The sequence below is a fragment of the Legionella quinlivanii genome, assembly GCF_003265995.1.
Lineage (GTDB): Bacteria > Pseudomonadota > Gammaproteobacteria > Legionellales > Legionellaceae > Legionella_C > Legionella_C quinlivanii_A.
Genome location: NZ_MVJN01000006.1, coordinates 231,949 through 254,731 on the forward strand (window position 1 = coordinate 231,949; position 22,783 = coordinate 254,731).

Sequence of the window (22,783 nt, forward strand, 5' to 3'; positions counted from 1 at the left end):
CAATATTGGTCACTTCGAATTAATATTGAGTTAATCAATCAAGCCTATACTAGTATAAAGTCCTTAACCTGATTGTCGGAATATGTCCCAGATAGTTCCCACTACTTCTGAAGCGATAGCTAAAAATGCCTGCGCTTATGCAAGACATTTTATCAAGATGGGCTCCACCCAACTGGTTAATAATGAATACACTATTCTACAAAAACACGAGCTGCAAAAATACATTGCTATGTTACGAAAAGCTTGCCGAGCTTTTCCCGATTATACGCTTGAACTGGATAAAGAGATTCAACATTTTTATCAAACGATAGAGCTTTGTAAAAAACTGTCATTGGGTAATTGCCATGAACTCGCATTGATGGCGCTTGATTACGTCGTCAATTACACTCCGCCACAAACCAAGGCGGAGGTATATCACATCAAAGGTGGTGATCATGTATTTCTGGTTGTAGGCCGCAAGAAAGATAGTATAGCGAGCCAGCCTGAAACCTGGGGTGATCAAGCCTATATTTGTGATCCCTGGGCAAACGAGGTGTATCCTGCAAGTGACTATTTAAGCAGGACAAAAAATTATTATCGTGTAACTGATAAAACAACAGGAAATTTCACTAATCATACTGAGGATTTTAATCCTTCAAAACATAGTTTAAATCCTATAAAAGACTCCAATGCAAGTTACATTCGAGAAGCGCATTCTGAAAAACACATTGAACAGGTTATGCAAATTTTTGAGACCAAAACCAAATTAATCCTCAAAGCAATGGATCAACTGGAACAAAACCTCCTTAAAATTGCGGATAAAATTGAACAAAAGCATGGCGAGTATGACGATAAAAGAGCCGTTATTCTCAAATTAATCTCCAATATTCAGGCCGCCAAAATTGATATACAGGACAATTTAAACAACAGGGATAATAAAGCAGAGTATCTTGAATTACGAAGCCTGCTGGAAAATAAGCTAAAAGGCTCTTTAAGCCATTATTCTCAGGCAGTTCAAATGTCAAAAGAAGATAAAACGATTCTATCTCGATATCGTGATGGAGATTCGCTTAAGTCAAGAATGCAAAGCTTTTTAAAAATAGCCCCAGAAACTGTTTCTAAAACAACTGATGCGCTTGAAGAATCACAAAACGAAATCACAAATGCCATTAATTTAGGACGTTAATCATATTGCCGGGTACTGCTGCGAGCAAGATACCCGGTTACTTCGTCAAATAGTACTGCGCGACTGATAGCCTGATTGCCGGTTCAGAATTTGCTCCTGACGCTCAGCCTGGCTTACCCAATGGGTTTCTGGGGGCAGCATTGATGGTAGATCCGCAATCTTCACCAGTTCAGTAGTAATGGCTGGACCCTGACCCTCTGTGTTAGCTGGAAGATTCTGCCAGCGAAGCATCATGGTTCCCTCATGCAGACCGGAAGTGCTAATCCAGTTGTATACACCAGGATCCTGTAAAGACAGCACAAAACGATAGCGTCCATCGGTATCAGCCATCGCTTGCTGATTATTTAAACTGCATACTACATTTCCAGGATCGATGGTGATGGTCCATGGACCAGTCGCCGGCGCAATGAAATAGTTAGCACCTCCCATATCGACTGTTAATAATAAGGCTTCATCATCCTCTATTTCAAAATGTCCAAACGAACTTGCCTGACTGACCAGAGTTCCCAAATCATCAGATTGCTCGGGCTGTTTAAATGTGTTAACCGGATTTAGCTTGGTTTTGATACCCAAAGCCCCTACCCCGTAAAAGAAGATAGATTCCGAGATATTCTTAATCGTCTCCAGATAAATTCGGGTGTCTGATCTTGGCGTTTCACCAGAGATATCATCAAGCAGTTCAACCGATAAACTATCCGGCTTTTGAGCCTGCCAATCTCCAAGACTATTGCGCACAAACAACATTTCTGCATCATCATTCGATTGAATATGATTAATTCGACCATTAGCCGCTTCACTATCTATCGTGATTTCATAATTTCCATCAGCATCGATTTGCAATTCACTATTAGTGAGCAATGCCACTGTACCCTGTGAATTGGGATTACTGATTAGAGAGAAACTGGAATCCGCAAGGCCGGCGGGTTCCCGGTGTCCATGTATTTTATAATGTAAGGAACCATCTATGGGGATCGTACGGTAAATAACATCCGGATTATCATAACTGTATCGGCCGCCAGGCACATCCAGGCCAAACCATTGGCGCGGACCGCTATCCACCCAATACACTTTTGGGAAATAGGGATCACTGTTAACTGCTTTTTGAATGGAACTGAATATCAGCTCATCAACCATCGGTGACAACAGTGGCTTTGCTTCATTACTGATTAAAAGTCCATAAGCCAGTGCATAAACCGCCTTGGCTTTGATGCGAAGCAATCTAAAGGCATGATTTTGATAGATTTCGATTGCTTTCTCATCGAGAAGTTTCTGCTCTTGTGTTGCCAAAGGATTACTGGCATACAGGGGAAAAGCCAGAGCAAGGGATGTTAAAAATACAGCGGGGCTTTTCCGTGGTAAAAAAGTATTCATTGAGCTTCCTTAATCTATTGAACATTCAGAAACTAACACGTTTTTATTCCAAGTCCAATTTAAGGCGTGCTTTTTTAATTTCCAGGGCTAGAATTAAAGAGAAAGATTAATTTTAAGAGCAGCATGGAAAAAAGTTTCCTCGAATTGGAAATATTAAAAAGCGATAAGTTAAGAACGACCATTCTGGCTATCGTTTTTGCATCTCTTTCGCTCATGTGGACCTTTTTTGTTATTTTTTATCCCCAGGAATATATTAAAATAATGCGGGGATTACCTCTGGCCGCTTTACCCAGCGGCTTGGCTTTGGTTGCGCTTTATTTTCTTTTTATGAGACAAATGATTTGTCGACATATTAAACATCAAAAGCCATTTCCTGGTATTTTCCGCTATTTGACTTCTTTTTTAGAAGTGAGCATCCCGACTATCGCCATTATTATTTTATCTCACTTTCAAACGCCTGTTTATGTCCTGCTGATGCCGCCTGTCCTGGTTTATTTTATTTTTATTATTCTTTCTTCATTAACCTTAAATGAGTGGATTTGCCGGTTTGCAGGGCTGATAGCAGCGATAGAATATATTGGACTTTACTACTACGCGCCATTTTGGAGCAATTTTCAGGAGATCGATCCCTTTCTGACAAGCTGGTACACCTTTGCCGCGCGCGCTGCGCTGTTATTGATTGCAGGCATTGTAACCGGCTTTGTAACCGCTCAAATCAGAAAACAATTAGGTGCAGCCTTTGAGGCTCAAAAAGAGCGCGAACGAATTGAGAGTATTTTTGGACAGCATGTTTCTCCTGAAGTAGTTGCTAAATTACTATCAAAAAATGCCAATGCCAGTGAATACATTCCGGTATGCGTCATGTTTCTTGATATCAGAAACTTTACTCATTTTACGGAGCAGAATGAACCCGCTGTTGTGGTTAGCTATCTGAATCAGCTTTTCAATTATATGGTTGAAATTATTCATGATAACAAAGGGATAATTAATAAATTTCTCGGGGATGGTTTTATGGCGGTATTCGGAGCGCCAATCTCCAGCGGTAATGATATCGCAAATGCCATACGGGCAGCCCAGGACATCATTAAACGCACGGATGAAGAAAGTATCAAAGGCAACATACCCAATTTCAAATTGGGTATCGGCCTGCACTTTGGCTATGCTGTAACTGGCACTATTGGTACCGAACGGCGGCTCGAATATACCATTATGGGAGATGTGGTTAATTCAGCTGCTCATATTGAGCAATTGAATAAAACCTACAACACTACCGCCCTGATTTCTGAAGATGTAGTGAATAATTTACCCACCATCCAGGCTGAGTTCATCGGCAATGCCACTTTGAAACACCGCGAAATGCCGGTGAAGTTATATAAGCTGGTTTAACCCTGATGCGCCATGCCGCATCAGGGCTTCTTTTAGCGGCTTCGCCGCATTGCAATGGCCAGAAAAATATAAGCCCAGCCATCAACCATGAGCTCTACCGCAATGAAAAGACCAATCACCCATAAGCCGCTGATTGGCCATTGCATAATAATCATTACACCCAGAGCAATAGCGATAATTCCAGCTAAAATCAATATAAAAGCAGATGAGCCTTTGAGTGTGGATGCCATAATAAACCGGCTTAAACCGATTACGATCAGAACCGTGGCCAGCATCAGAGTAATCAGACTGGATGCAAGAAGAGGATCATAAATCACCAGACCGCCGCCAACTATATATAGAACAGCAATAAAGGCATGCCAGATGACTGCTCGCCAGTGTTTAGATTTGAACACATCAACAATTTGGGAGCATCCGGCAATGATTAGCAGAATACCTAAAAAAAGCATACTGGCCAAAGTTAACCCAACTACCATGCTTAAACCAATTGCGCCCAGCAGCACAAAAAAGATACCCAAAGCCATAAGCCATCCCCAACTGCGGCTTGGCTCATTGACCGCCCTGACTTCCTGTTTCTCGGTTGACATATAATATCCTTATTTATCATTTATCTTTTTTACAGATGAAGTAAAAGCATGACTGCTTTCCAATTCATTTCGCCTGTTAAGGAACAATAGCACAACTTATGGATCCAGAACCATGATTTAAAGACGACATCACTGATTCATATCGACAACCGGAAGTGGCGGCAGCACTGGCATGGCAGAAACCACTTCTAGCCATAAAGCTTTTATTTACTTTAGAGATAACTTCCAGGAAACTATCTTTCGCAACTCGCTCAGGGAGTTTTACCAAAGGATATGGAGAAATTATGCCGCAAGAATCTGATGCTCAGCAAATAGCTACAATTGAAAACACCTCAAGCTACGCCACTTTTGACACACCCACAAGTTCTTACAGTTATTTTGGAAGTCTTAAACGCTATGTCAGCACATTAAATCTGAGCAGCTATCTGCCCTCTTCCAATACACTAAAAAGCTATGTCCCTTCCTGGTCTTCGATAGCTTACGGATCAGCAGCAGTCCTTACCACCCTGCCCTTTCTGCCTTATTGTTTAACCTCTCGACCGGAAGCCATCAGTGAAGAATGGTGGGATTCAAAATTAAAGTCTGATAAATGGTTTCTAATCATCAATGCCTTAATTTTTATGGGTATTGGAACTGCAACACGTACTCGCTATTACCATGAAATGGTCGATAATTTAAAAAAAATCCTTGGTGGCTATTTTGACAGTTTAAGCGGTTTTTTTTATAGAACAGCTATCTTGTTAATCTCTGCCCTCTCAGCAATGCCAGCAGCGGCCTTAGGCTATTTCGGCGCCATCTGGGCAGGATCCAGTGCGGCTCTTTTCTCCTCATTATCGAGCTTTGCTAACACCTGTGCCTTACGTATTGTTTTTATTCCCAATTTTATTCAAACAATTAAAAACTGGTTTGACGAAGATCGGATTTTTCAAAAAGAACTCGCCTACCAACTCAGTCATTTAAAGCCGGATTCTGTCAGCACGATAAACAATTGGATTACTGAAGAATTTTCAAATCTCCTGCTCGATGAGCAACTGGTTAAAATCATTGTAAAGCGCATCTATCAGGAGGAATTAGCACTCTCAGACATCGGCGAATCTCATTTTTATAAACCAGGAATTATTGCAAGAGCTATCAATTGCTTTAAATCCTGTACTCCCACAGGAGTCTCTGGTTTTTTTAGCATTTCCTTTTTTTTATTAATCAGTCAGGCAGGTTTTGACGGCTTTAAACTATTCTGTCAGGCACTTAGCGAACGCTGCACAGTCGATGACTTGAAATATATCGTTAAACTAAGTATCGCATTTATCCCGGGATTAACTGCTGCTATCGTTGCATTTATGTCCAGCAACAATTTTTTCCGGCAGATCTTAAAAGATGTTTACGCACATGTCAGCAATAAACCACGCGAAGTGATCAAAGTATTAGTTATTGCGGGATGCTGTCTGATAACTGCCGGAGCCCTATATAATGCGGCTAAAAGTATTGCTGACAAACCCAATCTATATCAAATTAAAACAGATACAGAAACCCTGGGACAACTGATGTATCTGTATTCTTTTCTAACAGGCAATTACTCTGTCGGTCTGATTCTGGATTTAGGCGCCTGTCTGAAATTGGCAGGGCTTACCGAAACGCATAATAGCACTCCGAATGTTAAAGCGGTCGTTCATTGGCTAAATCGAAAAGAGCTATCCTCTGCAAGCGTTTCTACTATCAGACAACATGGTTTTTTTTCTCAATCCCGAATAAAGCGGCTTTCGACAGCTGAAGCTGAAATGCAACCCGTGGCCGCATGTAATTTAACCGGACTATCACAAAGATAGGCGTCTGATATCTTCGCTCATACTGAAGAGTAGCGCCCCATCTCGAAAACCTTGCAATCAATATCTGCATGATTTTCTCTGCTCTTTTCCAGCCGATTATTTATTTCAATAAATGTCCGGGCTGCTTTTTTCAAATCAATGTCCTGCGTATTTTTGTTCAAATAGATTTTGCCTCGTTTGCCAAAATGCCTGTGAGAAGCCAATGCTTTCCTCACCTCCAGATTAGTAATAAACATGTCCCCCCTACACTCGACAGACACCTTGCGGATAGCGTCCTCTATCCTGTCTGCTTTGGCATTTTTTCCAATAGCAAACCAACTTTGGGCTCCTTTACGCAAATCGAGGATAGCTAAACAAATTTCCTGATATTCAGATGAGTTTAAACTTTTCAGAACATTATCCAGCCGTGTCTTAATTTTGCTGATATCAGTAATTGATTTTGCGCCATCAATCAGTTGCTGCTGCTTATCCACATATTGTTGCATCAATAAATCTTTCTTACCCCCGACATTTTTTTCCTGAATGGACTTAATAAGCCGCTGACATTCCAACTTTATTTCCTGAAAAAGTGTTTCTTCCATCTCTGAATAGGACAGTTTATCCGCATTTGCTTTTCCTGGTAACAGTTTACTTTTTAACTCCTGAGCTATAAAAACAGCCTGCGAAATAATTTTTTTTGTATGCTTTTTTTTCTCACGGGGTAAAGCATTCTCTTGGGACACTTGCTGGTTATGAGTGACTATGCGCTCTTGCTTTAGCTGATCTGTTCTATAGTCAATGGCTGCAATTAATTTAAGTATTGCTTTTGTTCTGGCTAAACGAACAGCCTGCTCCTGAACCACGCGCTGTAGCATTAGCTTTAACTGCAGTAATTGGCTGTATAGCGTTTCAGCATTATTATTCCCTGCCATTTTCCTCAGGAAAATTTTGATCTCTAACTTATAATTGTTGACCTTATCCTTTCTTGTGGTGCTAAAAAAATACTTAAACCCTTTATTAAACTGATCCTCATCGCTGGCCAGTAAGGCATCCAGTTGCTTCAGCCACTTGTTAATCTTTTGGTTCTCTGGATGAGACAGATGAAGAAAGGATTGGATTTTTTCCCGAAGATTTAAATTGCCAGGCTTATTGATTTTTGCTAGTTGTTTCATAGTGACAAACCGCCCTAATTAAAAGGTTATAGTTAGTCATGACTACATGGTCGATAATGACCCAACATGTATTTCTAATAAAGCAAGACATCCAAGCACAAAATAAAATACTGGAAAAATCTCAAGTCACTGAAAATAAATGTGATATTGTATAATGATAGCAGTAAAAAAAAATTTGCAATTATTTTTTCATTTATACAGGGAAATTCATGCAAAAAAAGCACCAGTTTGTTTTCTTCTTTACTTGTCTACTGGTTTCTGTTGCTTTTTCCAGAGGCACAATCGAATTCCAGCTTCAGCACATTCTGAATAAAAATCTTAACTCCACAACTCCCGGCGCCGTTTTGCTTGTTTCCAGCCCTGAAACAGGCTTGCTAATCGCTGCGGCAGGCCAATCCAATCATCAGACCGGGCAAATGATGAATACCAGTAATAATTTTCGTATTGGCAGCATTAGTAAGACTTTTTTGGCGGTCAGCTTGCTAAAGCTGATTGAAGAGGGAAAACTAAGCCTTGATACGAAAATTTCCACACTTCTTCCCAATAGCATTGATATAGACCGTATTCCGAATGGCCGTTTGTTGACAGTGAAAAATCTAATGCAGATGCGAAGCGGCATACCGAATTATGTTGAATACAACAGTTACTATCGCCTGATTGAACAAATGGTCGGACAACAATGGAAACCCGAATTGCTTATCAGACTTATTTATGATGAAAAGCCCAAATTCAGTCCCGACAGTTCATACGAATACAGTAACACCAATTATTTATTACTGCAGTTAATTGTTGAGAAGCTAACCGCCCATTCCTATGCGGATTTATTCAGAGAACAAATTCTGACTCCGCTTCACATGAAAAATACTTATGTGGAGCAAACAGACGAGGACACCCTTCGCTTAATTACCCGGGGCTATACACTGGCAGAGAAACAACTCATTGACGTGACCTATCTTAATGATGGTTTTGGTCTTGGAGATAGCGGCATGATTAGCACGGTCACTGATTTGGAGCAGTTTGTGGCTGCTCTTCTCAGAGATAAAAATTTACTGTCTCCAGGCTCTTTAGAGAATATGTTAACTACAAAGGACGACTATGGGCTCGGCATTTATCGGGAGCAGATTGGTGATGAATGGGCCTGGACTCATAATGGGGCCACCTCAGGCTTCCAGGGAGAGTTTTATTATTTTCCACGAGAGCAGTTAATTATAATAATACTCACTAATTCATTCGATACCGATATCATTGAAAAAGTCGTTTATGATAGCTATCAGTTATTTAAGCGAGAAAGGGATTAGAAAATGAATTTCCCGGTTGCTCACAACCGGGATTCAATGCTCCAGGTTCACGGAGCCTAAAACTATCAATACATTTCATAAACAGCAGGAGTCACCTCAACCGGCGCTTCATTGACCACAGTCACCTCTTCATAGTTGGTGGTTTGTACAGGTGAGCAACAAGTATTGGTCACAACCGGGCGACGAACCTCTACGGCAGCGGCACAGCAATTGGTTTTTACAACAGGCCGTTTTATTACTTTTGTGCAGCAATTGCGTACAGGTACGGGTTTTACAACAACCGCATTACAACAGCTGGAGGGGGTGTAGACGGTATTTACATAGTCTGTGGTTGGAATATAACCACAAGCGGTTAAACAAAGGGCGGCAGGTAACAATAATATTCCTTTCATGTTGGACTCCGTTATTTTTCCATTAGCTAGCTTAAGTGTATAGCATGGTCATTGATAATTCAATTTTTGTACAGATGGTGGAATTATAAACATTGGAGTCTGAGGAGATGGCAAAGCTTTTGACTTTCGTCTACGTACCATAACTTGCGTTGTTTTGTTTAATGAAGGTTGATTTTTAAAAAAACGTCTTTGCGAGCGTCAGCGACGCAATCCAGTTCATACCTTTCATTTGGATTGTTCACTTCGCTCGCACTACTACACTACGCACAGCTTGCCGTTGCGGCCATATTTTTCACATTTCGCTCAATATTCTCCACAAATCCCATTCGAGATGTGTTAGTGAAGAAAGCCGATGCGTAGCCATCTTTAATCTTGCTGTAGGCCAGTTTGGCTATTAATGCCAGTCCCGCTGAGATCACGGAGACAAATATATTTCCCAGCAACGGTTGCCATGTATTTCGCCGCTCGCTCATTGCATCGTCCTGACTATGCAGGTGAAGACGAAAATCATCTTCAAAAGCGCGATACGTCTGCTCATCAACCTTGCCGGACTCAGTCAGTACTGATTCATTATCCATAAGAAACTCATCAACCCGCTGTTTCAATTGACAGGCCAGGGTACTAGCCGTTTTGGCTTTGTCCGCATCGTCAATTGCAAGCTTTTCAGAATAAGCTTCCATAGCGTTTATGGACGAATAAAGAACATCGATTTTTTCGGCTGCATCAGCATTAACCGCGCGAATCCTCCCTAAAAGCTCATTTCTGTCCGCAAGAATCCTGGGTGTAAACACAAATGGCATTTCATAACTAGCAGGAACCTGCTTGCGATATTCTTTAACTGCAAGCGTTAAACGATTAAGTAAAGGTTTGAAATGAACTCCACTGTAAGCTTTACCCTGGGTATTGATTAAATCCAGAAGGGTTTTGCTATCCCCTGTATCCTTAAATTGAGCCAATTGTGCTGCCAGACACTCAATAAAGGCTGTTCGGCTGAATTGATCGGCCCTGTTGAAAAAATCTTTGGTATGATGTCTTTGGTTTCGCCTGGATAGATATTCCTGCAGCTCCAGATTAAAATCTGAAAAAATCTTGCTTCGAAGTATTGCTCTTTCCCGGATTGTATCGGCAACTGCCATCTTGTCGACAAAAACCGGTTCAATTGCTTGTTGGTGCTGTTGAAATTTTTCAATCTGCTCATGCACATCAACCAATTCGGGATTAAATTTCCTGAACTGCTCCTGGAATATTTGAAGACTATCAGGGGAAAACTGGGTTAAGTTAGTATTATGCAAATCCAGAATATTTTGTTTGTTTCTATAATTCTTTATGATTTCATCATTTGCATCAAAATCCAGTCGATCTAAATCTTCCTTCGCTTGTGCTGTAAGCTGTTTATTCATACTTTCCAGTAGTGCGTCAGCCATTTCTTTAAGCCGCAGCGACACGCGATCGAACTGCGTGGTCAAATTTCTCAGGTCCGCTAAAGCTTGCTCAGCAAGGTTTGGTTTGTGCTTCGCAATAAAGCTTATGCGGCCATTGCAGCTATTTAATGTGGATTTCAAGTCATTGAATTGTTTCAACAGTTCATTGAGTTTATCAAGGCTCAAATCGTCTGTTATGACTGCTTCTACTTTGCCAATCTCGTTCAGTAAAGACGCGAGCAAATTGCTTTGTTCCGTTAATTCGGGCTTGAAACAGGTCTCCACTTGCTGATCGGCTGCTTCTTTTAGCGCTTCAATGGACACCAGATTTCTATGATAGGGGGACTGTGGCGAAATTGTTTTTTTAAACTTGTTTATTTCCTCAAATAATGATGTTACCTCTTCAAAATATGAGCTAACGCCATTTTCATTAAAACCATCGAGAGCTATCAATCCATTCATTTTCTCGACCAAACTCTTCGCCCTGTTAAAGAAAGCAATCACAGAGGATAATGGACGTTGCTCTTGATCTAAATCATCTAATTGTTTCTGTTGTCCATTAAGAGCTAATGTCAATTTACGATCTTCTTCGGCAGATGCATTGAGAGATTGCTCAACCGCATTAAGCGTCTGAATTTCTATATCCCCTTCCTCAATCAAAACGCTGATTTTATGCTGTTCCGCTCTGATTGTGGCATATTCAAATTCTTTAGAGCCGATAAGAGCATATAGTTGTTCTTTTTTTTCAACCTGGTAGTTTTTTGAAACAAATCCCAAGCGGTTCACTTCAAAAGTTTTGTCGCCAATGACGGACAAAAAATAATCCAATCCTGATAACTTTGCTCCTTTCACATTTAACACATTCAGCTTGTTTATAGCACTTAGCGGGAAATCCCCCTTCCCACTATTATTGAGGCAGGTCATAACGGCAATGATCAGACTCTCTTTATATTTTATGATCTCTTCCCGTTCTTTTATTTGTTTACTCAGAGCCCCTTTCCACTGCTCAAACTTTCTATTGGCATCAGAGACATTCTGGAAGTTGACTTTAACAGCTGTGTGCTGAGGCTGGCTATTTACTGGGATAGAGGGGTATACTTTTTGGCCCAATTTATTCATCAGTTGATAATACTGAGCTGAAAGACTAGCAACTTCATCGCGCAATTTTGATATAGAACCCTCAGTTATACTTTTCTCAGAAGAAACAGCCTCTATCGTCTTTTTGTTTTCTTCAAATATTACAATTAAATCATCAACACTTGCATTGGCTAAACGCTCATCCGCTAACTTCTTAAGCTGGGCTCTCTCTCGCAATTTTAAAATCTCAGACCTGTTTTTTAATAACATGGATCCCAGTTCATTGAGGTGCTGCCCAAACTGCTGAATGTGCTTATGCAGGTCTGAATAAACAGGCTCGTCATCATCAAGCGTCTCTCTGGTTTGGCTAAGTAACTCCCTGGCATTAATCAGTAATTTCTCGTGTTCGGAAATCAGTACAAGTTCCTTTTCATAAATATCTATAGCATCTGTTGCGGTTACAGACGGCTCCAGTTTCGGGATTACATATCCATTGAGCGGGTCGATAGCAAGTTCAATCTTTCTCAATTGCTCGCGAGCCTCTTCAATTGTCCTTCGTTGAGTGAGTATTTTATTCTCTGCGGTTTTGTAGGTATCAAGTGCGCTACTGATTACATCTTTGCCTAATGCAAGATACTTCAAATATTTATCATTGGCATGAATTGTTCCCTGCCCCATGGCTGTATAGCTAAACTGGCCTTTATTTTCCTCTTTGTTTTCGGCTTCCGAACGGGGGGTATGAGAGACTATTAATAATGCAAATGCTTCTGGATTCAGGAAAGACACCAGTTCATCCATGACTGGAGGAAACTTTGCGAGCATTGTGCTGATTTCATTAAACAGTTCATAAACAACAGGATCATAAATTCGGATTTGATAGCTGCCCTTGATTCCTAAGGCATTGTGCAGGTGCCAATAAAAAGATCCATTCTCCTTCAATAAACCGACATCCAGCTGACCCTTAACAAAATAAGCTGAGAAATCAAAGCAATCAATTGCTGCATCAATTGCTTTCAAGGAATTTTCAAGACTGAAATCAGGTATTTTTTGCCAGTTGGTAAGAAAATTAAGCGTAGAGGCTCTAATGTTCTTTTTTAATGTTTCTTTCAGGTGACTTATGTTTTGTTCATTGAATTTTTGAGAACCTAGCAAAGATTCAAGATTACCGTAGATATTGCCCAACAAATTATAATCAGGGTTAGCGCTTAAGTATTCGGTATCCTTGAATAATTTTTCGGCTTGCTTTCCCAATTTACGTAATGCGAATATGCCGGGCGATTCTCCTTTATCAAACTTGGGAAGAACTACTTCAGTAAGAAAATCAAATGTTTGATTTATAAGCTTTATCTGAGTCATTGAAAATTCTTTTTTCAAATCGCTGTCAACAAGGCTGATTTCACCCATTCTATTTTTGGAAAGAATTTCCTGTCGACGTATCTTGAATTCGGAGATCAAATTGCCCAATAAGCTAGCTTCAATGTTAGTAAATGCGAACATAACGCCTACATCTCAGATTATTTGGATTGATAATATCCTAAAAAAATTAAGTGAGTATTAAGTACTTTTGCCCCCTACGGGCTTCGGCTTGTCCCTGAGGGATCCTCACATTATTTCATTCAAAAAAATACGTAATAGTGTCGTTTCCGCGTAGGCGGAAAACAACGTTAGGAATTATCTTGAGAAATAGATTCCAACCTATGCGGGAAGGCATTGTTGCGTAAATAGAACCAAGCAACAAACATGTCTTTGCGAACAAAGTGAAGCAATCCAGATCTAAACCTGGACAAAGCCAGGATTTGGATTGCTTCGCTAACGCTCGCAAAGACGGTTTTGTGCATCTATCTACATTTACGCAACAACGCTATGCGGGAACGACACGATAATAGAGCTGTTTGAGTAATTGGTTAGTCATCCGCTGACTAGATAAAAATTGAGGGCATACCTCAGGGACAAGCCGAGGCACCTTGTGGGGGAGGCTAGAACTTGCGTTAGTCACTGTGGGCGAAAATGTCATTAAGCACGACTGCTAACCGGCAGCCGGCCAGTGTGATTCTTTTTTCAACCGCCGTTTTAACGTCGTTCTCATAAGCTTTGGATGGTATTTCACCGTATTGAATACGATAAGCGAGATTGACTGCCAGGTCGTAGGATTCTTCAGACCAGCTTTCAGGATTTATAACCTGAGAAGCGATATCGCAAGGCCATTTTTTTTCAAGATATTTAGCCTTTCTGTTAAGCTGAGCAGCATTCAAATAGCCAGTTTTAAACAAGCCGGCACCATTATCCCAATAAGAATGGAGATTTCTTGCAACCGGGTTTTGTCCAAGAATAAGAAAATTGCCTCCCGCGTCGCCTTCGGGAAACCGTCGGCTAAATTCACTGACCGCATGCATGGGCTGGTGTATGTCACCCGTGACATGCAATAAAATCCTCAGACTAAAGCCTTTATCAAAGGGAGTGGATTGACGCTTTTTAAGCGTGGCAATGGCTTTGTTCAAAGCCAGCACAGCGTTGTTTTTATCTGGGGGCACCAGAGAAGTGCCATCACGGCTGAAAGGAATATCTATATAATGGAGAGACTGTAACCATAAATCGTTTTGAAAACGCAGGGTATCCATCCAGGGTCCTGCATTAACAAATGAAAGAGGCTTATATAACCGATCCAATTGATGATTATAGTGATTAACCGCCTGCTTTGTTTCTTTCGTCAAATGATTATAGGCAATCTGCGCCACCAAACGGTGACCCAAAGCATTCCAGCTATGGGCCATATTAACAAATAATAAGAAAAATAAATAAACCAACGTCCTTATCAGATTCATCATTTACCCTAAATAAGGTGACCAGGCAGGTTCCTGAACATCACCCTGGCGAGCAGGGAGACGTAAACGAATGCGTCCGTCAATTGAAACAACCCCTAACACGCCTTTGTCCTGGAAACGTGTTGCATAGAGTACCAATCGGCCATTAGGAGATACAGAAGGCGATTCATCAAGTGAAGCAAAGGTCAGCAGGCTCACCTGACCGCTATTCATATCCTGTACACCAATATTGAATTTGCCATTGTCGCGGTGATACATCACCAGATGTTTCTGATCCGGGGTAAACATTGCCCGCGCGTTATAGTTTCCATCATAAGTGATACGGTTAATGCTGCCGTCAGCCAGAGACAGTTTATATACCTGTGGAGAACCACCGCGGCCTGAAGTAAATATCAGAGAACGGCCATCAGGAGTATAGCGCGGTTCGGTATCAATAGAGTCGCCAAAGGTTAATTGCTTCATGCTTCCTGAAGACAGATCGATGCTGTAAATTTTGGGACTACCACTCTTGGATAATACAACCGCCAACTGACGACCATCAGGCGACCAGGTCGGCGCACCATTAATACCAGAAAAATCAGTGACTAATTGCCGTTTCCCGGACTCAACTGAAACAATAAAAATCTGTGCTTTTCTTTTCTCGAATGAAACATAGGCAATTTTGCTGCCATCCGGCGACCAGGAAGGCGACATGATCGGTTCAGGCGAAACCAGCAGGCTTTGCGGGTTATAACCATCAGCATCTGCAACTTCGAGAGAATAGCGGGCACGGCCTGCAGCTCTTTGAACCAGAACATAGGCGATCCGGGTTGAGAAAATACCCCGTTCACCAGTCAGTTTTTCATAAACCATATCACTGATATGGTGCGCCAGTGGACGAATATCATTGGCACTCACCTGGAAACTTTTGGAAAGCAGCAATTTGTTTTGGCTGACCGTATCCAATAATTCAAAACTGATATCGTAGCGGTTTGAACCTATCGGAGTCACTCGGCCAGTCAATACGCTGTCGGCACCCGCCTGTTTCCAGGCGCCAACGCCATTCATTTCCATGGCAGGCAGGCTGATAATTTTGAATTGACCCGACAAGCGCAGATCGTTATTAATCACTGACGTGATTTCCTGGGCACTGCTGTTTTCTCCGAATGAATTGATTCCGATGGGTAAGGCTGAGCTGATACCCTGGGTCAATTCCAAATCAAGCGCAAAAAGATGGCTTGATACAAGCGTTAAAAAACAGGTCAGAAGTTTTTTCATAGACACAATAATTACCCCCTAACGTTCTCGGGTCTAACGGTTAAACTGATATCGCGGAATAAATTAAATGTTTCCGGATCACTTGGCACCGGCAATGGCGATGCTTTATATATAGCGGTTTGCGCGGAGCGATCGAGTATGGGATCCCCGCTGCTGCGCATCAGAGTCACTTCCAGTACCGCTCCATCAGGCGCCAGTCGAATTCGGAACTGACTGGATAAATGACTATCCACGTTTTCAGGCAGAATCCACTGTCTGCCAATCGCGTTCACAATCATCGCCTTGTATTTGTCGACTTCACCAGCCAGCCTGGCCTGCTGGGCGGCTTCCTGGGCAGCTTGCTGCTGAGCAGCGAGTTTTTGCTGAGCGGCCTTTGCCTCTGCGGCCGCTTTGTCTGCAGCTGCCTTTTCTGCAGCCAGTTTATCAGCAGCGGCTTTTTCCGCAGCCTGCTTTTCAGCCAGCTGCAGGGCTTCCTTCGCCTTCAACTCATCCTGTTTTTTTTTAAGCTCAGCCTGTTTTGCTGCTTCCTGCTGTTGTTTTTCCAACTGTTGCTGTTTACGCTTTAACTCTTCCAGACGCTTGGCTTCCTGCTCTTTTTGCAATGCCAGCTGTTTGAGGCGTTTTTGTTCTTCTTCAATTTGCTTTTTACGCTGTATTGCCAGCTTTGCCGCCTCATCTTTCAACCTGGCCAATCGCTGCTGTTCGCGCAGCCGCTCTTTTCGTGCATCCTCAGCCTGTTTTGTCAAAGCCTGCTGTCTCGCCTGCTCGGCTTTTTGCTGCTGTAGTTTTTCCTGTTTGAGCCGGTTAATTGTCTCCATGACTTCCTGGCTATCCACACTTACCGCTTTTACAATTTCCTGCTGTTTTGGCTGCTCAACCTGCTCGACAGGCAACATCTGTCCTGGTGTGTTTTTGTTGTCAGCGACCAAAACGGGGTGTTCGTTACTGGATGAATCCTGCAAAAGAAAAAGTATCAGGCCGAAATGCAGAATTAAGGCAGCGATAAATGCCTTACGATAACTCATATCATTTATCATCCCTGCATCTCCGTTTCCTGGGTGGAGTCGGTCATTAAGCCAACTTTTTCAGCACCTGCCTGTTTCAAAAAGCCCATAGCAGACACCACCTTCCCGTAAGGAACGCCCTGATCACCTTTAACCAGCACATTAACAGACTGGTTATTCTGCTTCGCAAGCTCAAGTTCAGCCGCAACCCTGACCACTAGCGCATGAGGCTCAATCGGCAGCTCAGGCTGGGCATTGATATTCAGAAAGTAATCGCCTTGCTGATTAACGGATACAATAATCGGCTCACGCTCACTGTCTTTTAATGATTCTGTCGACGCCGCTTTGGGCAGGTCAACAGTTACCCCCTGTGACAACATCGGTGCGGTAATCATAAAAATAACCAGCAGCACCAGCATCACATCGATATAGGGAACCACATTGATTTCCGCAATGGGCCCGGCACCTGGTTTTCTTCTCTTTCTTAACATGGAAGTTATCCTCTAATCGGTACAGTGGTTTGTTGTTCGATTAATGCGATAAGCTCATCCTGAAATAAATCGTATTGCTCCAATATACCAGTGGCTCTGGTAGAATAACGATTAAAAGCAATCACCGCGGGTATGGCAGTAAACAGTCCAAGGGCTGTTGCCACTAATGCCTCAGAAATTCCGGGAGCAACCATTGCGATGGTCGCCTGGGAAGCCTGCCCTAAAGCCTGGAATGACGTCATAATCCCCCAAACGGTTCCAAATAAACCGATGTAAGGTGCAATGGACCCCACTGACGCAAAAAAAGGCAGGTGCTGCTCCAGCTGAATTGCTTCCTTATTATGAGTAATTTGCATAACTCGCTGAATAGGCTCCAGGGCAATCGCGCCCTGCTTTCTTGTGCGAACATATTCTTTAAAACCCGAATGAAAGATCGAAGCCAGGCCATGCTTGCTATCCGGATTACCATCAACATCAGCATAGAGCTTGCTTAGGTCGCTACTATCCCAGAATCGCTGGCTGAAGCTGTCGCACTCAAGCTTTTTGCGCTTGAAATACCAAGCTCTTTGTAAAATAAGTGTCCAGGACGTAATCGAAGCGACAAGCAAGATCAGCATCACTGTTTTAACGACCAAGCCTGCCTGTATAAAATACGCTAATACGCTCGCATGGGTTCCCACTGTATTCCTCCAGCATTTTAGAAGTTGATTTTGACGTAACTCAATAATTTCAAAAAAATTGTCTTTCCACAATGACAGATAATGTCATTTTTGCAATAAATTGAATCGATCTGGCAAGCGCCGCGGCTTGGTATGACTGTTTACACAGACGATTGTCACCAATGCACTGCAAAGCTCGCTATTATGCTCATTCTTTATGATTTGTTCAAATACAATACTGCATGCCGTTTTATTTTTTATATTACAGGTAATAGCTATAAGATCATCTAATCTGGCAGGCTGTTTGTATTTTAATTCCACATCTGTGATAACAAAATGGCAGTCCTGCTTTGCTAACTCAGTAAGTACCAGTCCATTACTTCGCAACATCTCGGTTCTTGCTCTTTCGCAAAATTTCAGATAATTGGCATAATAAACGATACCCATGAAATCGGTATCTTCGGCATAAACACGAAACTGGCTGGAATGCGTAAATTGAGACACTAGACGCGCTCCGCAGGCTGTAATCCAAAAAGATGGTACGCCTGGGCTGAAGCGATACGGCCTCTTGGGGTACGCATTAGAAATCCCTGCTGAATTAAGAAGGGCTCCAGCACGTCTTCAATCGTTCCTTTCTCTTCACCAATAGCCGCAGCGATACTGTCAACCCCGACAGGGCCACCATCAAAACGCTCAATGACTGCCAGCAATAATTTCCTGTCCATCATATCGAAACCATTTTTATCGATATCAAGCATCTCAAGTGCTTTTTTCGCCATATGCAGAGTGATTATACCTTCCCCGCAAACCTCAGCATAATCTCGCACGCGCCGGAGCAAACGATTGGCAATTCGAGGTGTTCCTCGTGAACGTAAGGCAATTTCTTTTGCACCAGCCTCTTCTGTGCTTACTTTAAGCAGATTGGCTGAACGCTTCACGATTTGGGTTAAGGAATCAGTGGAGTAGAATTCCAGACGCTGAACAATGCCGAAGCGATCTCTTAATGGGGAAGTAAGCAAGCCTGCGCGGGTAGTGGCTCCCACCAGTGTAAATGGAGGTAACTCGAGTTTTATGGAGCGAGCAGCCGGTCCTTCGCCAATCATAATATCCAGTTTATAATCTTCCATCGCAGGATAAAGGATTTCTTCAATAACTGGGCTTAATCGATGGATTTCATCGATAAATAAAATATCGTTTTCTTCTAAATTGGTTAATAAAGCTGCAATATCACCTGCTTTTTCTAATACTGGTCCGGACGTCTGGCGAAGATTGACTCCCATTTCATGAGCAATAATACCTGCAAGAGTGGTCTTACCCAAGCCTGGAGGTCCGAATACGAGAACATGATCAAGCGCGTCATATCGCTTTCTGGCCGCTTCAATAAAAATGCGCATTTGAGTGCGAACCGCATCCTGGCCGATATAATCATCAAGATTCAATGGGCGGATCGCTCGATCGATAGCTTCTTCTGAGCCAATTTGGACAGCACTTATCAAACGGTCGCTTTCGAGCATTTTTATTCGTGTTATTATCAAATGCCACATTCTAGCACAGCTATCGAACAAGATAATAGCAAGATCAATGACAAAAAAATCTATTTGAGAATAACGAGAATTGTTGAGCGAATACGGTGTATTCTTGAGCGAACTGTGCCTAATGGACAATGCATTCTGCGAGCAATCTCTTCATAAGCCAATCCTAAAACACTGTATAGATAAAAACACTTCTGCAGAGTTTCTGGTAAACTCAGCAGGAATCTGGTTATCTTCTCACTGAGTTCCAAACGAATTGCCTCTTGCTCGGGTGAGCTGTCCTGCGTATCGGGCTCCTCATTGAAAATTTCTACAGTATCCAGACGCCGGCTTCGATAATAATTAATAATTGTCGTTTGGGTAATCTTGTATAACCAGGTCTTAAAATTAGCTTTATGATCAAATTGATTGATAAAACGAAACACTTTAATGCAAACTTCCTGAGCGAGATCTTCTACATCAGCCATCTCATCTACCTGCGCTCTGATCTGGTATACAATGCTGGGACGATAATGGCACAAAAGTCTCCCAATAGCCGCTCTTTCTCCGCTTCGCGCCTGGTTCACCAATTCCCTATCTAGATCTTTTTCTAGCGCAGCCATGATATGCTCTTTAATTGCTCACATCTGATTTATCGTCACAAACAATATTTGCTTTAACATTGTTCTTATTGATTATAACTCATCCACATTCAAACCGAGGACAATTGAGCGAAATTCTGTATGAGATAGTTGATCGAGGAATATGGGTATGATTTTTCGCTGGTCTGGGGAGGACAATTCAAGAAGAAAAAATAGTCCGGTGTTTAACAAAACCCTTCGCCTGGTGAAGATTATGCGCTGTCCGTTTTTGTTAAGAATCCACTCATCATAGATAAACTGGATGCTGATTTTCCCTGAAGGATAAGGAGACTTCAGAATATAAAGCATCTGGAGAATAATCAGGCAAGTCAAGATAAGTTTTAAAAAAAGCAGAAGAGAAGATGCCATTAACATAAGGAATGCAAACAAATACAGTATGGAGGCTGTTTTGATATAGTTTGGCGATCTATTTAACTCTATGCCGCAACTTAATGAATTGTACAAGTTCGGATAACTCCTTATCCTCAGGCGATTCTTCTGTCATCAACCAATTATACAAATCCGGATCATCACAGCCTAACAATCTTTCCAGCGTATCAAACTGCTCATCCTTCATCTCGGCAAAACTAAACTCAAGAAAAGACTGGAACAGCAAATCAAGTTCAAGCATTCCTCTGCGGCATCGCCATTCAATTCTGGCTTTTCTAATTGGATCTATCATAATTTATGTATTTTAAAAATCGGCAAATGTTACAATACAATGCTAATGTACTGCAAATTTATTGTTATCTGGCGCTTTTATGAACACTATTCAAATTGATAACCGAGTTTATACTAAAATTGATTCCCTCAAAGAGAGCGGGCTATTTCCGCTGGGAGAAGAGTCTGCAGCACTTTTTGATTTGAGTTACCTGGCTCTTATCGAAGTTACTGGTAATAAATCAATGGAATTTCTGCAGGGCCAATTAAGCTGTGATGTTTCAAAAGTGACATCTGACCAGATGCGGCAGGGAGCATTCTGTAACCTGAAAGGCAGAATTTTAAGCCTGGCAGATATTATCAGCTGGCAACACTACTATCTGGTTGTACCCAATGATTTATGTGATAAAACCATTGAGTCACTAAATAAGCCAGCCATGCTTAGCCGGGTTAAATTGCAGGCTGTTTCTGATTTCTCCATTTTTGGCTTATATGCCCCACCCGGCTCTCTGCCTCTCGCCCATTTGGGCATTGAACTACCCAAACAGCAATATAAGCTTGTGTCCAATGATGATTTTTGCTGCTATTCTCTTGGAAATAATTACTATCAGATCATAAGCCGAAGCGATGATCTTAAAAATAGTTTTATTGCACAAGAGCAATTCTATGGTTCCCTGGCATGGCATCAGCTACAACTTCGACGCAAGCAAATAGAAATTTATCCCTCTTCCCGTGGACTTTTTCTACCGCATCGGCTGGATTTGCATCTGGCAGGCTATCTCGATTTCCAGAAAGGCTGCTATAAAGGACAGGAGATCATCGCCCGCACCCATTACAAAGCCAAACTTAAGCATAAACTTGCCATTTATCTCATTGAGACTGATGAGCCATTAGTCCTTGGGCAGCGTATTTTAGCGGATGATAGAAATAGTGAGCTGGGAGAACTTGTCGATTTTTGCCCTTTAGAAAACAACCACTATCTGGCCGCAGCAAGTATTCTTTTTGAGCATCCCGAGATGGTTTATTTTGAAGGGCACCAGAATTCTGTCAGGTTACAGGAAAGCATATAACCCCGCCTGGCTTTTACTGCCATTAAGTTAGGTACACAAAAACCGTCTTTGCGAGCGTTAGCGAAGCAATCCAGATCCTAAATCTATTCAAGTTCCGATCTGGATTGCTTCACTTTGTTCGCAAAGACAACAGCTTGGTTTCTTGGTTCTATTTACGCAACAACGCCTTCTCGAGGAATGACAGTTTAATTAATCTTACTGTAGAAGCTGCGAGTTACTTATTTGAGCCGGGCAGCATCTTTCTTAATACATCATCTCTATCAATAAAATGATGTTTTAAAGCGCCTGCAACGTGTAGAGCAATCAATGCAATCAGGATCCAGGCGATGGTTTCATGAAACTCAAACATTAAATCGGACAGGCTTTTGTCCGGCTTAACCCCTGGAAACGGAACATTGAAAAAGCCAAAATAGCTTGGAGTGCGATCAGCAGCGACCGACATAATCCATCCGGAAAGCGGCATTAACATAAGAAATAAATACATAGAATATTGCACTATGCGGGAAAGGATCTTTTCCCAAAGTGGAACATTTTCTGGTAATGGAGGCCTTCCACTTTTAATTAACCAGATAATCCGCAGTATAACCAGCAAAAGAATACTCAAGCCTAATGATTTGTGAACCATATATGCTGTTGCTGCATACTGATCAGGAATCTCATCAAGAAAAAATCCCACCGCGAGCATTCCAAGTACCAATAAGGCGATAAGCCAATGAAAAAACTTGGAACCACTTGAGTAATGGGTTAACAACTCGCTTCTGTACATCTGAACTCCTTTTGAAAAATCCAAGCAAGTGGCGTTATCATTTCAAGATATAGCAATAAAAGCAATCATTTAATGGATCAGAAGGATATTTGTGATCTACAAGACTGGTTCGAAGATCAACTGAATCCTGGATCCCGCGAACCTGTCGTCTTTGCGAACGAAGTGAAGCAACCCAGAGCGAAACTTGAACAAAGTAAGGAGCTGGATTGCTTCGCTGACGCTCGCAAAGAC

21 protein-coding genes are annotated in these 22,783 nt (G+C 41.9%); 5 read left to right on the forward strand and 16 right to left on the reverse strand.

Annotated elements, in window-relative coordinates:
* The first annotated feature begins 82 nt into the window (after positions 1 to 82).
* Positions 83 to 1,165, forward strand: a complete 1,083-nt coding sequence (locus B1207_RS09425; RefSeq protein ID WP_112219722.1) for a hypothetical protein — start codon at positions 83 to 85, stop codon at positions 1,163 to 1,165.
* A 45-nt stretch (positions 1,166 to 1,210) separates the two neighbouring features.
* Here the strand turns inward: B1207_RS09425 and B1207_RS09430 are convergent, their stop codons facing one another.
* Entirely contained in the window at positions 1,211 to 2,536 is a 1,326-nt protein-coding gene (locus B1207_RS09430; protein WP_112219723.1) for a hypothetical protein, read from the reverse strand.
* A gap of 123 nt (positions 2,537 to 2,659) precedes the next feature.
* Between B1207_RS09430 and B1207_RS09435 the strand changes: the two genes are divergently transcribed.
* A complete protein-coding gene (locus B1207_RS09435) occupies positions 2,660 to 3,922 on the forward strand; it encodes an adenylate/guanylate cyclase domain-containing protein (RefSeq protein WP_112219724.1) in 1,263 nt (420 codons plus the stop codon).
* A 32-nt stretch (positions 3,923 to 3,954) separates the two neighbouring features.
* Here B1207_RS09435 and B1207_RS09440 read toward each other — a convergent pair whose 3' ends face one another.
* Entirely contained in the window at positions 3,955 to 4,509 is a 555-nt protein-coding gene (locus tag B1207_RS09440; protein ID WP_112219725.1) for an HdeD family acid-resistance protein, read from the reverse strand.
* A 284-nt stretch (positions 4,510 to 4,793) separates the two neighbouring features.
* On the opposite strand from B1207_RS09440, the gene B1207_RS09445 reads away from it, so the two are divergent.
* Positions 4,794 to 6,332 (forward strand): hypothetical protein, encoded by a 1,539-nt coding sequence (locus B1207_RS09445; RefSeq protein ID WP_112219726.1) that lies wholly within the window; start codon positions 4,794 to 4,796, stop codon positions 6,330 to 6,332.
* Between the two features lie 17 nt (positions 6,333 to 6,349).
* Here the strand turns inward: B1207_RS09445 and B1207_RS09450 are convergent, their stop codons facing one another.
* The gene (locus B1207_RS09450) at positions 6,350 to 7,483 is read right to left on the reverse strand and encodes a hypothetical protein (protein WP_112219727.1); all 1,134 of its coding nucleotides are present in this window, start codon (positions 7,481 to 7,483) and stop codon (positions 6,350 to 6,352) included.
* A gap of 209 nt (positions 7,484 to 7,692) precedes the next feature.
* Between B1207_RS09450 and B1207_RS09455 the strand changes: the two genes are divergently transcribed.
* Positions 7,693 to 8,781, forward strand: coding sequence for a serine hydrolase domain-containing protein (locus B1207_RS09455; protein ID WP_112219728.1), 1,089 nt, complete (start codon positions 7,693 to 7,695; stop codon positions 8,779 to 8,781).
* Between the two features lie 65 nt (positions 8,782 to 8,846).
* Here the strand turns inward: B1207_RS09455 and B1207_RS09460 are convergent, their stop codons facing one another.
* The 12 genes from B1207_RS09460 to B1207_RS09515 all read right to left on the reverse strand — a co-directional run bounded on the left by B1207_RS09460 (position 8,847) and on the right by B1207_RS09515 (position 20,738).
* Positions 8,847 to 9,173, reverse strand: coding sequence for a hypothetical protein (locus tag B1207_RS09460; RefSeq protein ID WP_112219729.1), 327 nt, complete (start codon positions 9,171 to 9,173; stop codon positions 8,847 to 8,849).
* 260 nt (positions 9,174 to 9,433) lie between these two features.
* Entirely contained in the window at positions 9,434 to 13,168 is a 3,735-nt protein-coding gene (locus tag B1207_RS09465; RefSeq protein ID WP_112219730.1) for a hypothetical protein, read from the reverse strand.
* 491 nt (positions 13,169 to 13,659) lie between these two features.
* Positions 13,660 to 14,442 (reverse strand): S1/P1 nuclease, encoded by a 783-nt coding sequence (locus B1207_RS09470; RefSeq protein ID WP_172458248.1) that lies wholly within the window; start codon positions 14,440 to 14,442, stop codon positions 13,660 to 13,662.
* 54 nt (positions 14,443 to 14,496) lie between these two features.
* Positions 14,497 to 15,750, reverse strand: a complete 1,254-nt coding sequence (gene tolB / locus B1207_RS09475; RefSeq protein WP_058506632.1) for a Tol-Pal system beta propeller repeat protein TolB — start codon at positions 15,748 to 15,750, stop codon at positions 14,497 to 14,499.
* 11 nt (positions 15,751 to 15,761) lie between these two features.
* Positions 15,762 to 16,787: a cell envelope integrity protein TolA gene (gene tolA / locus B1207_RS09480; protein WP_112219732.1), complete on the reverse strand. Its 1,026-nt coding sequence runs from the start codon at positions 16,785 to 16,787 to the stop codon at positions 15,762 to 15,764.
* Positions 16,784 to 17,245 carry a protein TolR gene (gene tolR, locus B1207_RS09485; protein ID WP_112219733.1) on the reverse strand — a complete coding sequence of 154 codons (462 nt, stop codon included), beginning with the start codon at positions 17,243 to 17,245 and terminating at the stop codon, positions 16,784 to 16,786. Before tolR ends, tolA begins: the two co-directional genes overlap by 4 nt.
* Before the next feature lie 5 nt (positions 17,246 to 17,250).
* Positions 17,251 to 17,925, reverse strand: coding sequence for a protein TolQ (gene tolQ / locus B1207_RS09490; protein ID WP_058506635.1), 675 nt, complete (start codon positions 17,923 to 17,925; stop codon positions 17,251 to 17,253).
* Positions 17,926 to 18,009: 84 nt separating this feature from the next.
* The gene (gene ybgC, locus B1207_RS09495) at positions 18,010 to 18,408 is read right to left on the reverse strand and encodes a tol-pal system-associated acyl-CoA thioesterase (protein WP_146740059.1); all 399 of its coding nucleotides are present in this window, start codon (positions 18,406 to 18,408) and stop codon (positions 18,010 to 18,012) included.
* Entirely contained in the window at positions 18,408 to 19,418 is a 1,011-nt protein-coding gene (ruvB, locus tag B1207_RS09500; RefSeq protein WP_112219734.1) for a Holliday junction branch migration DNA helicase RuvB, read from the reverse strand. Before ruvB ends, ybgC begins: the two co-directional genes overlap by 1 nt.
* Before the next feature lie 80 nt (positions 19,419 to 19,498).
* Complete coding sequence (locus tag B1207_RS09505) at positions 19,499 to 20,038, reverse strand: sigma-70 family RNA polymerase sigma factor (RefSeq protein ID WP_112219735.1); 540 nt, start codon at positions 20,036 to 20,038, stop codon at positions 19,499 to 19,501.
* A gap of 72 nt (positions 20,039 to 20,110) precedes the next feature.
* The gene (locus B1207_RS15970) at positions 20,111 to 20,425 is read right to left on the reverse strand and encodes a hypothetical protein (RefSeq protein WP_172458250.1); all 315 of its coding nucleotides are present in this window, start codon (positions 20,423 to 20,425) and stop codon (positions 20,111 to 20,113) included.
* A 58-nt stretch (positions 20,426 to 20,483) separates the two neighbouring features.
* A complete protein-coding gene (locus tag B1207_RS09515; RefSeq protein ID WP_112219737.1) occupies positions 20,484 to 20,738 on the reverse strand; it encodes a succinate dehydrogenase assembly factor 2 in 255 nt (84 codons plus the stop codon).
* A gap of 79 nt (positions 20,739 to 20,817) precedes the next feature.
* Between B1207_RS09515 and ygfZ the strand changes: the two genes are divergently transcribed.
* Positions 20,818 to 21,786: a CAF17-like 4Fe-4S cluster assembly/insertion protein YgfZ gene (gene ygfZ, locus B1207_RS09520; RefSeq protein WP_112219738.1), complete on the forward strand. Its 969-nt coding sequence runs from the start codon at positions 20,818 to 20,820 to the stop codon at positions 21,784 to 21,786.
* Positions 21,787 to 22,000: 214 nt separating this feature from the next.
* Here ygfZ and B1207_RS09525 read toward each other — a convergent pair whose 3' ends face one another.
* Positions 22,001 to 22,552 (reverse strand): cytochrome b, encoded by a 552-nt coding sequence (locus B1207_RS09525; RefSeq protein WP_112219739.1) that lies wholly within the window; start codon positions 22,550 to 22,552, stop codon positions 22,001 to 22,003.
* Positions 22,553 to 22,783: the final 231 nt, after the last annotated feature.

Coding starts and splice junctions, on each gene's coding strand:
- B1207_RS09450 (WP_112219727.1), bottom strand. CDS start 7,483: ATGAAACAACTAGCAAAAATCAATAAGCCTGGCAATTTAAATCTTCGG.
- ygfZ (WP_112219738.1), top strand. CDS start 20,818: ATGAACACTATTCAAATTGATAACCGAGTTTATACTAAAATTGATTCC.
- tolA (WP_112219732.1), bottom strand. CDS start 16,787: ATGATAAATGATATGAGTTATCGTAAGGCATTTATCGCTGCCTTAATT.
- B1207_RS09515 (WP_112219737.1), bottom strand. CDS start 20,738: ATGATAGATCCAATTAGAAAAGCCAGAATTGAATGGCGATGCCGCAGA.
- B1207_RS09470 (WP_172458248.1), bottom strand. CDS start 14,442: ATGGCCCATAGCTGGAATGCTTTGGGTCACCGTTTGGTGGCGCAGATT.
- tolR (WP_112219733.1), bottom strand. CDS start 17,245: ATGTTAAGAAAGAGAAGAAAACCAGGTGCCGGGCCCATTGCGGAAATC.
- ruvB (WP_112219734.1), bottom strand. CDS start 19,418: ATGCTCGAAAGCGACCGTTTGATAAGTGCTGTCCAAATTGGCTCAGAA.
- B1207_RS09425 (WP_112219722.1), top strand. CDS start 83: ATGTCCCAGATAGTTCCCACTACTTCTGAAGCGATAGCTAAAAATGCC.
- B1207_RS09440 (WP_112219725.1), bottom strand. CDS start 4,509: ATGTCAACCGAGAAACAGGAAGTCAGGGCGGTCAATGAGCCAAGCCGC.
- B1207_RS15970 (WP_172458250.1), bottom strand. CDS start 20,425: ATGGCATCTTCTCTTCTGCTTTTTTTAAAACTTATCTTGACTTGCCTG.
- B1207_RS09465 (WP_112219730.1), bottom strand. CDS start 13,168: ATGTTCGCATTTACTAACATTGAAGCTAGCTTATTGGGCAATTTGATC.
- B1207_RS09430 (WP_112219723.1), bottom strand. CDS start 2,536: ATGAATACTTTTTTACCACGGAAAAGCCCCGCTGTATTTTTAACATCC.
- tolB (WP_058506632.1), bottom strand. CDS start 15,750: ATGAAAAAACTTCTGACCTGTTTTTTAACGCTTGTATCAAGCCATCTT.
- B1207_RS09525 (WP_112219739.1), bottom strand. CDS start 22,552: ATGTACAGAAGCGAGTTGTTAACCCATTACTCAAGTGGTTCCAAGTTT.
- B1207_RS09455 (WP_112219728.1), top strand. CDS start 7,693: ATGCAAAAAAAGCACCAGTTTGTTTTCTTCTTTACTTGTCTACTGGTT.
- B1207_RS09505 (WP_112219735.1), bottom strand. CDS start 20,038: ATGGCTGCGCTAGAAAAAGATCTAGATAGGGAATTGGTGAACCAGGCG.
- B1207_RS09435 (WP_112219724.1), top strand. CDS start 2,660: ATGGAAAAAAGTTTCCTCGAATTGGAAATATTAAAAAGCGATAAGTTA.
- B1207_RS09460 (WP_112219729.1), bottom strand. CDS start 9,173: ATGAAAGGAATATTATTGTTACCTGCCGCCCTTTGTTTAACCGCTTGT.
- B1207_RS09445 (WP_112219726.1), top strand. CDS start 4,794: ATGCCGCAAGAATCTGATGCTCAGCAAATAGCTACAATTGAAAACACC.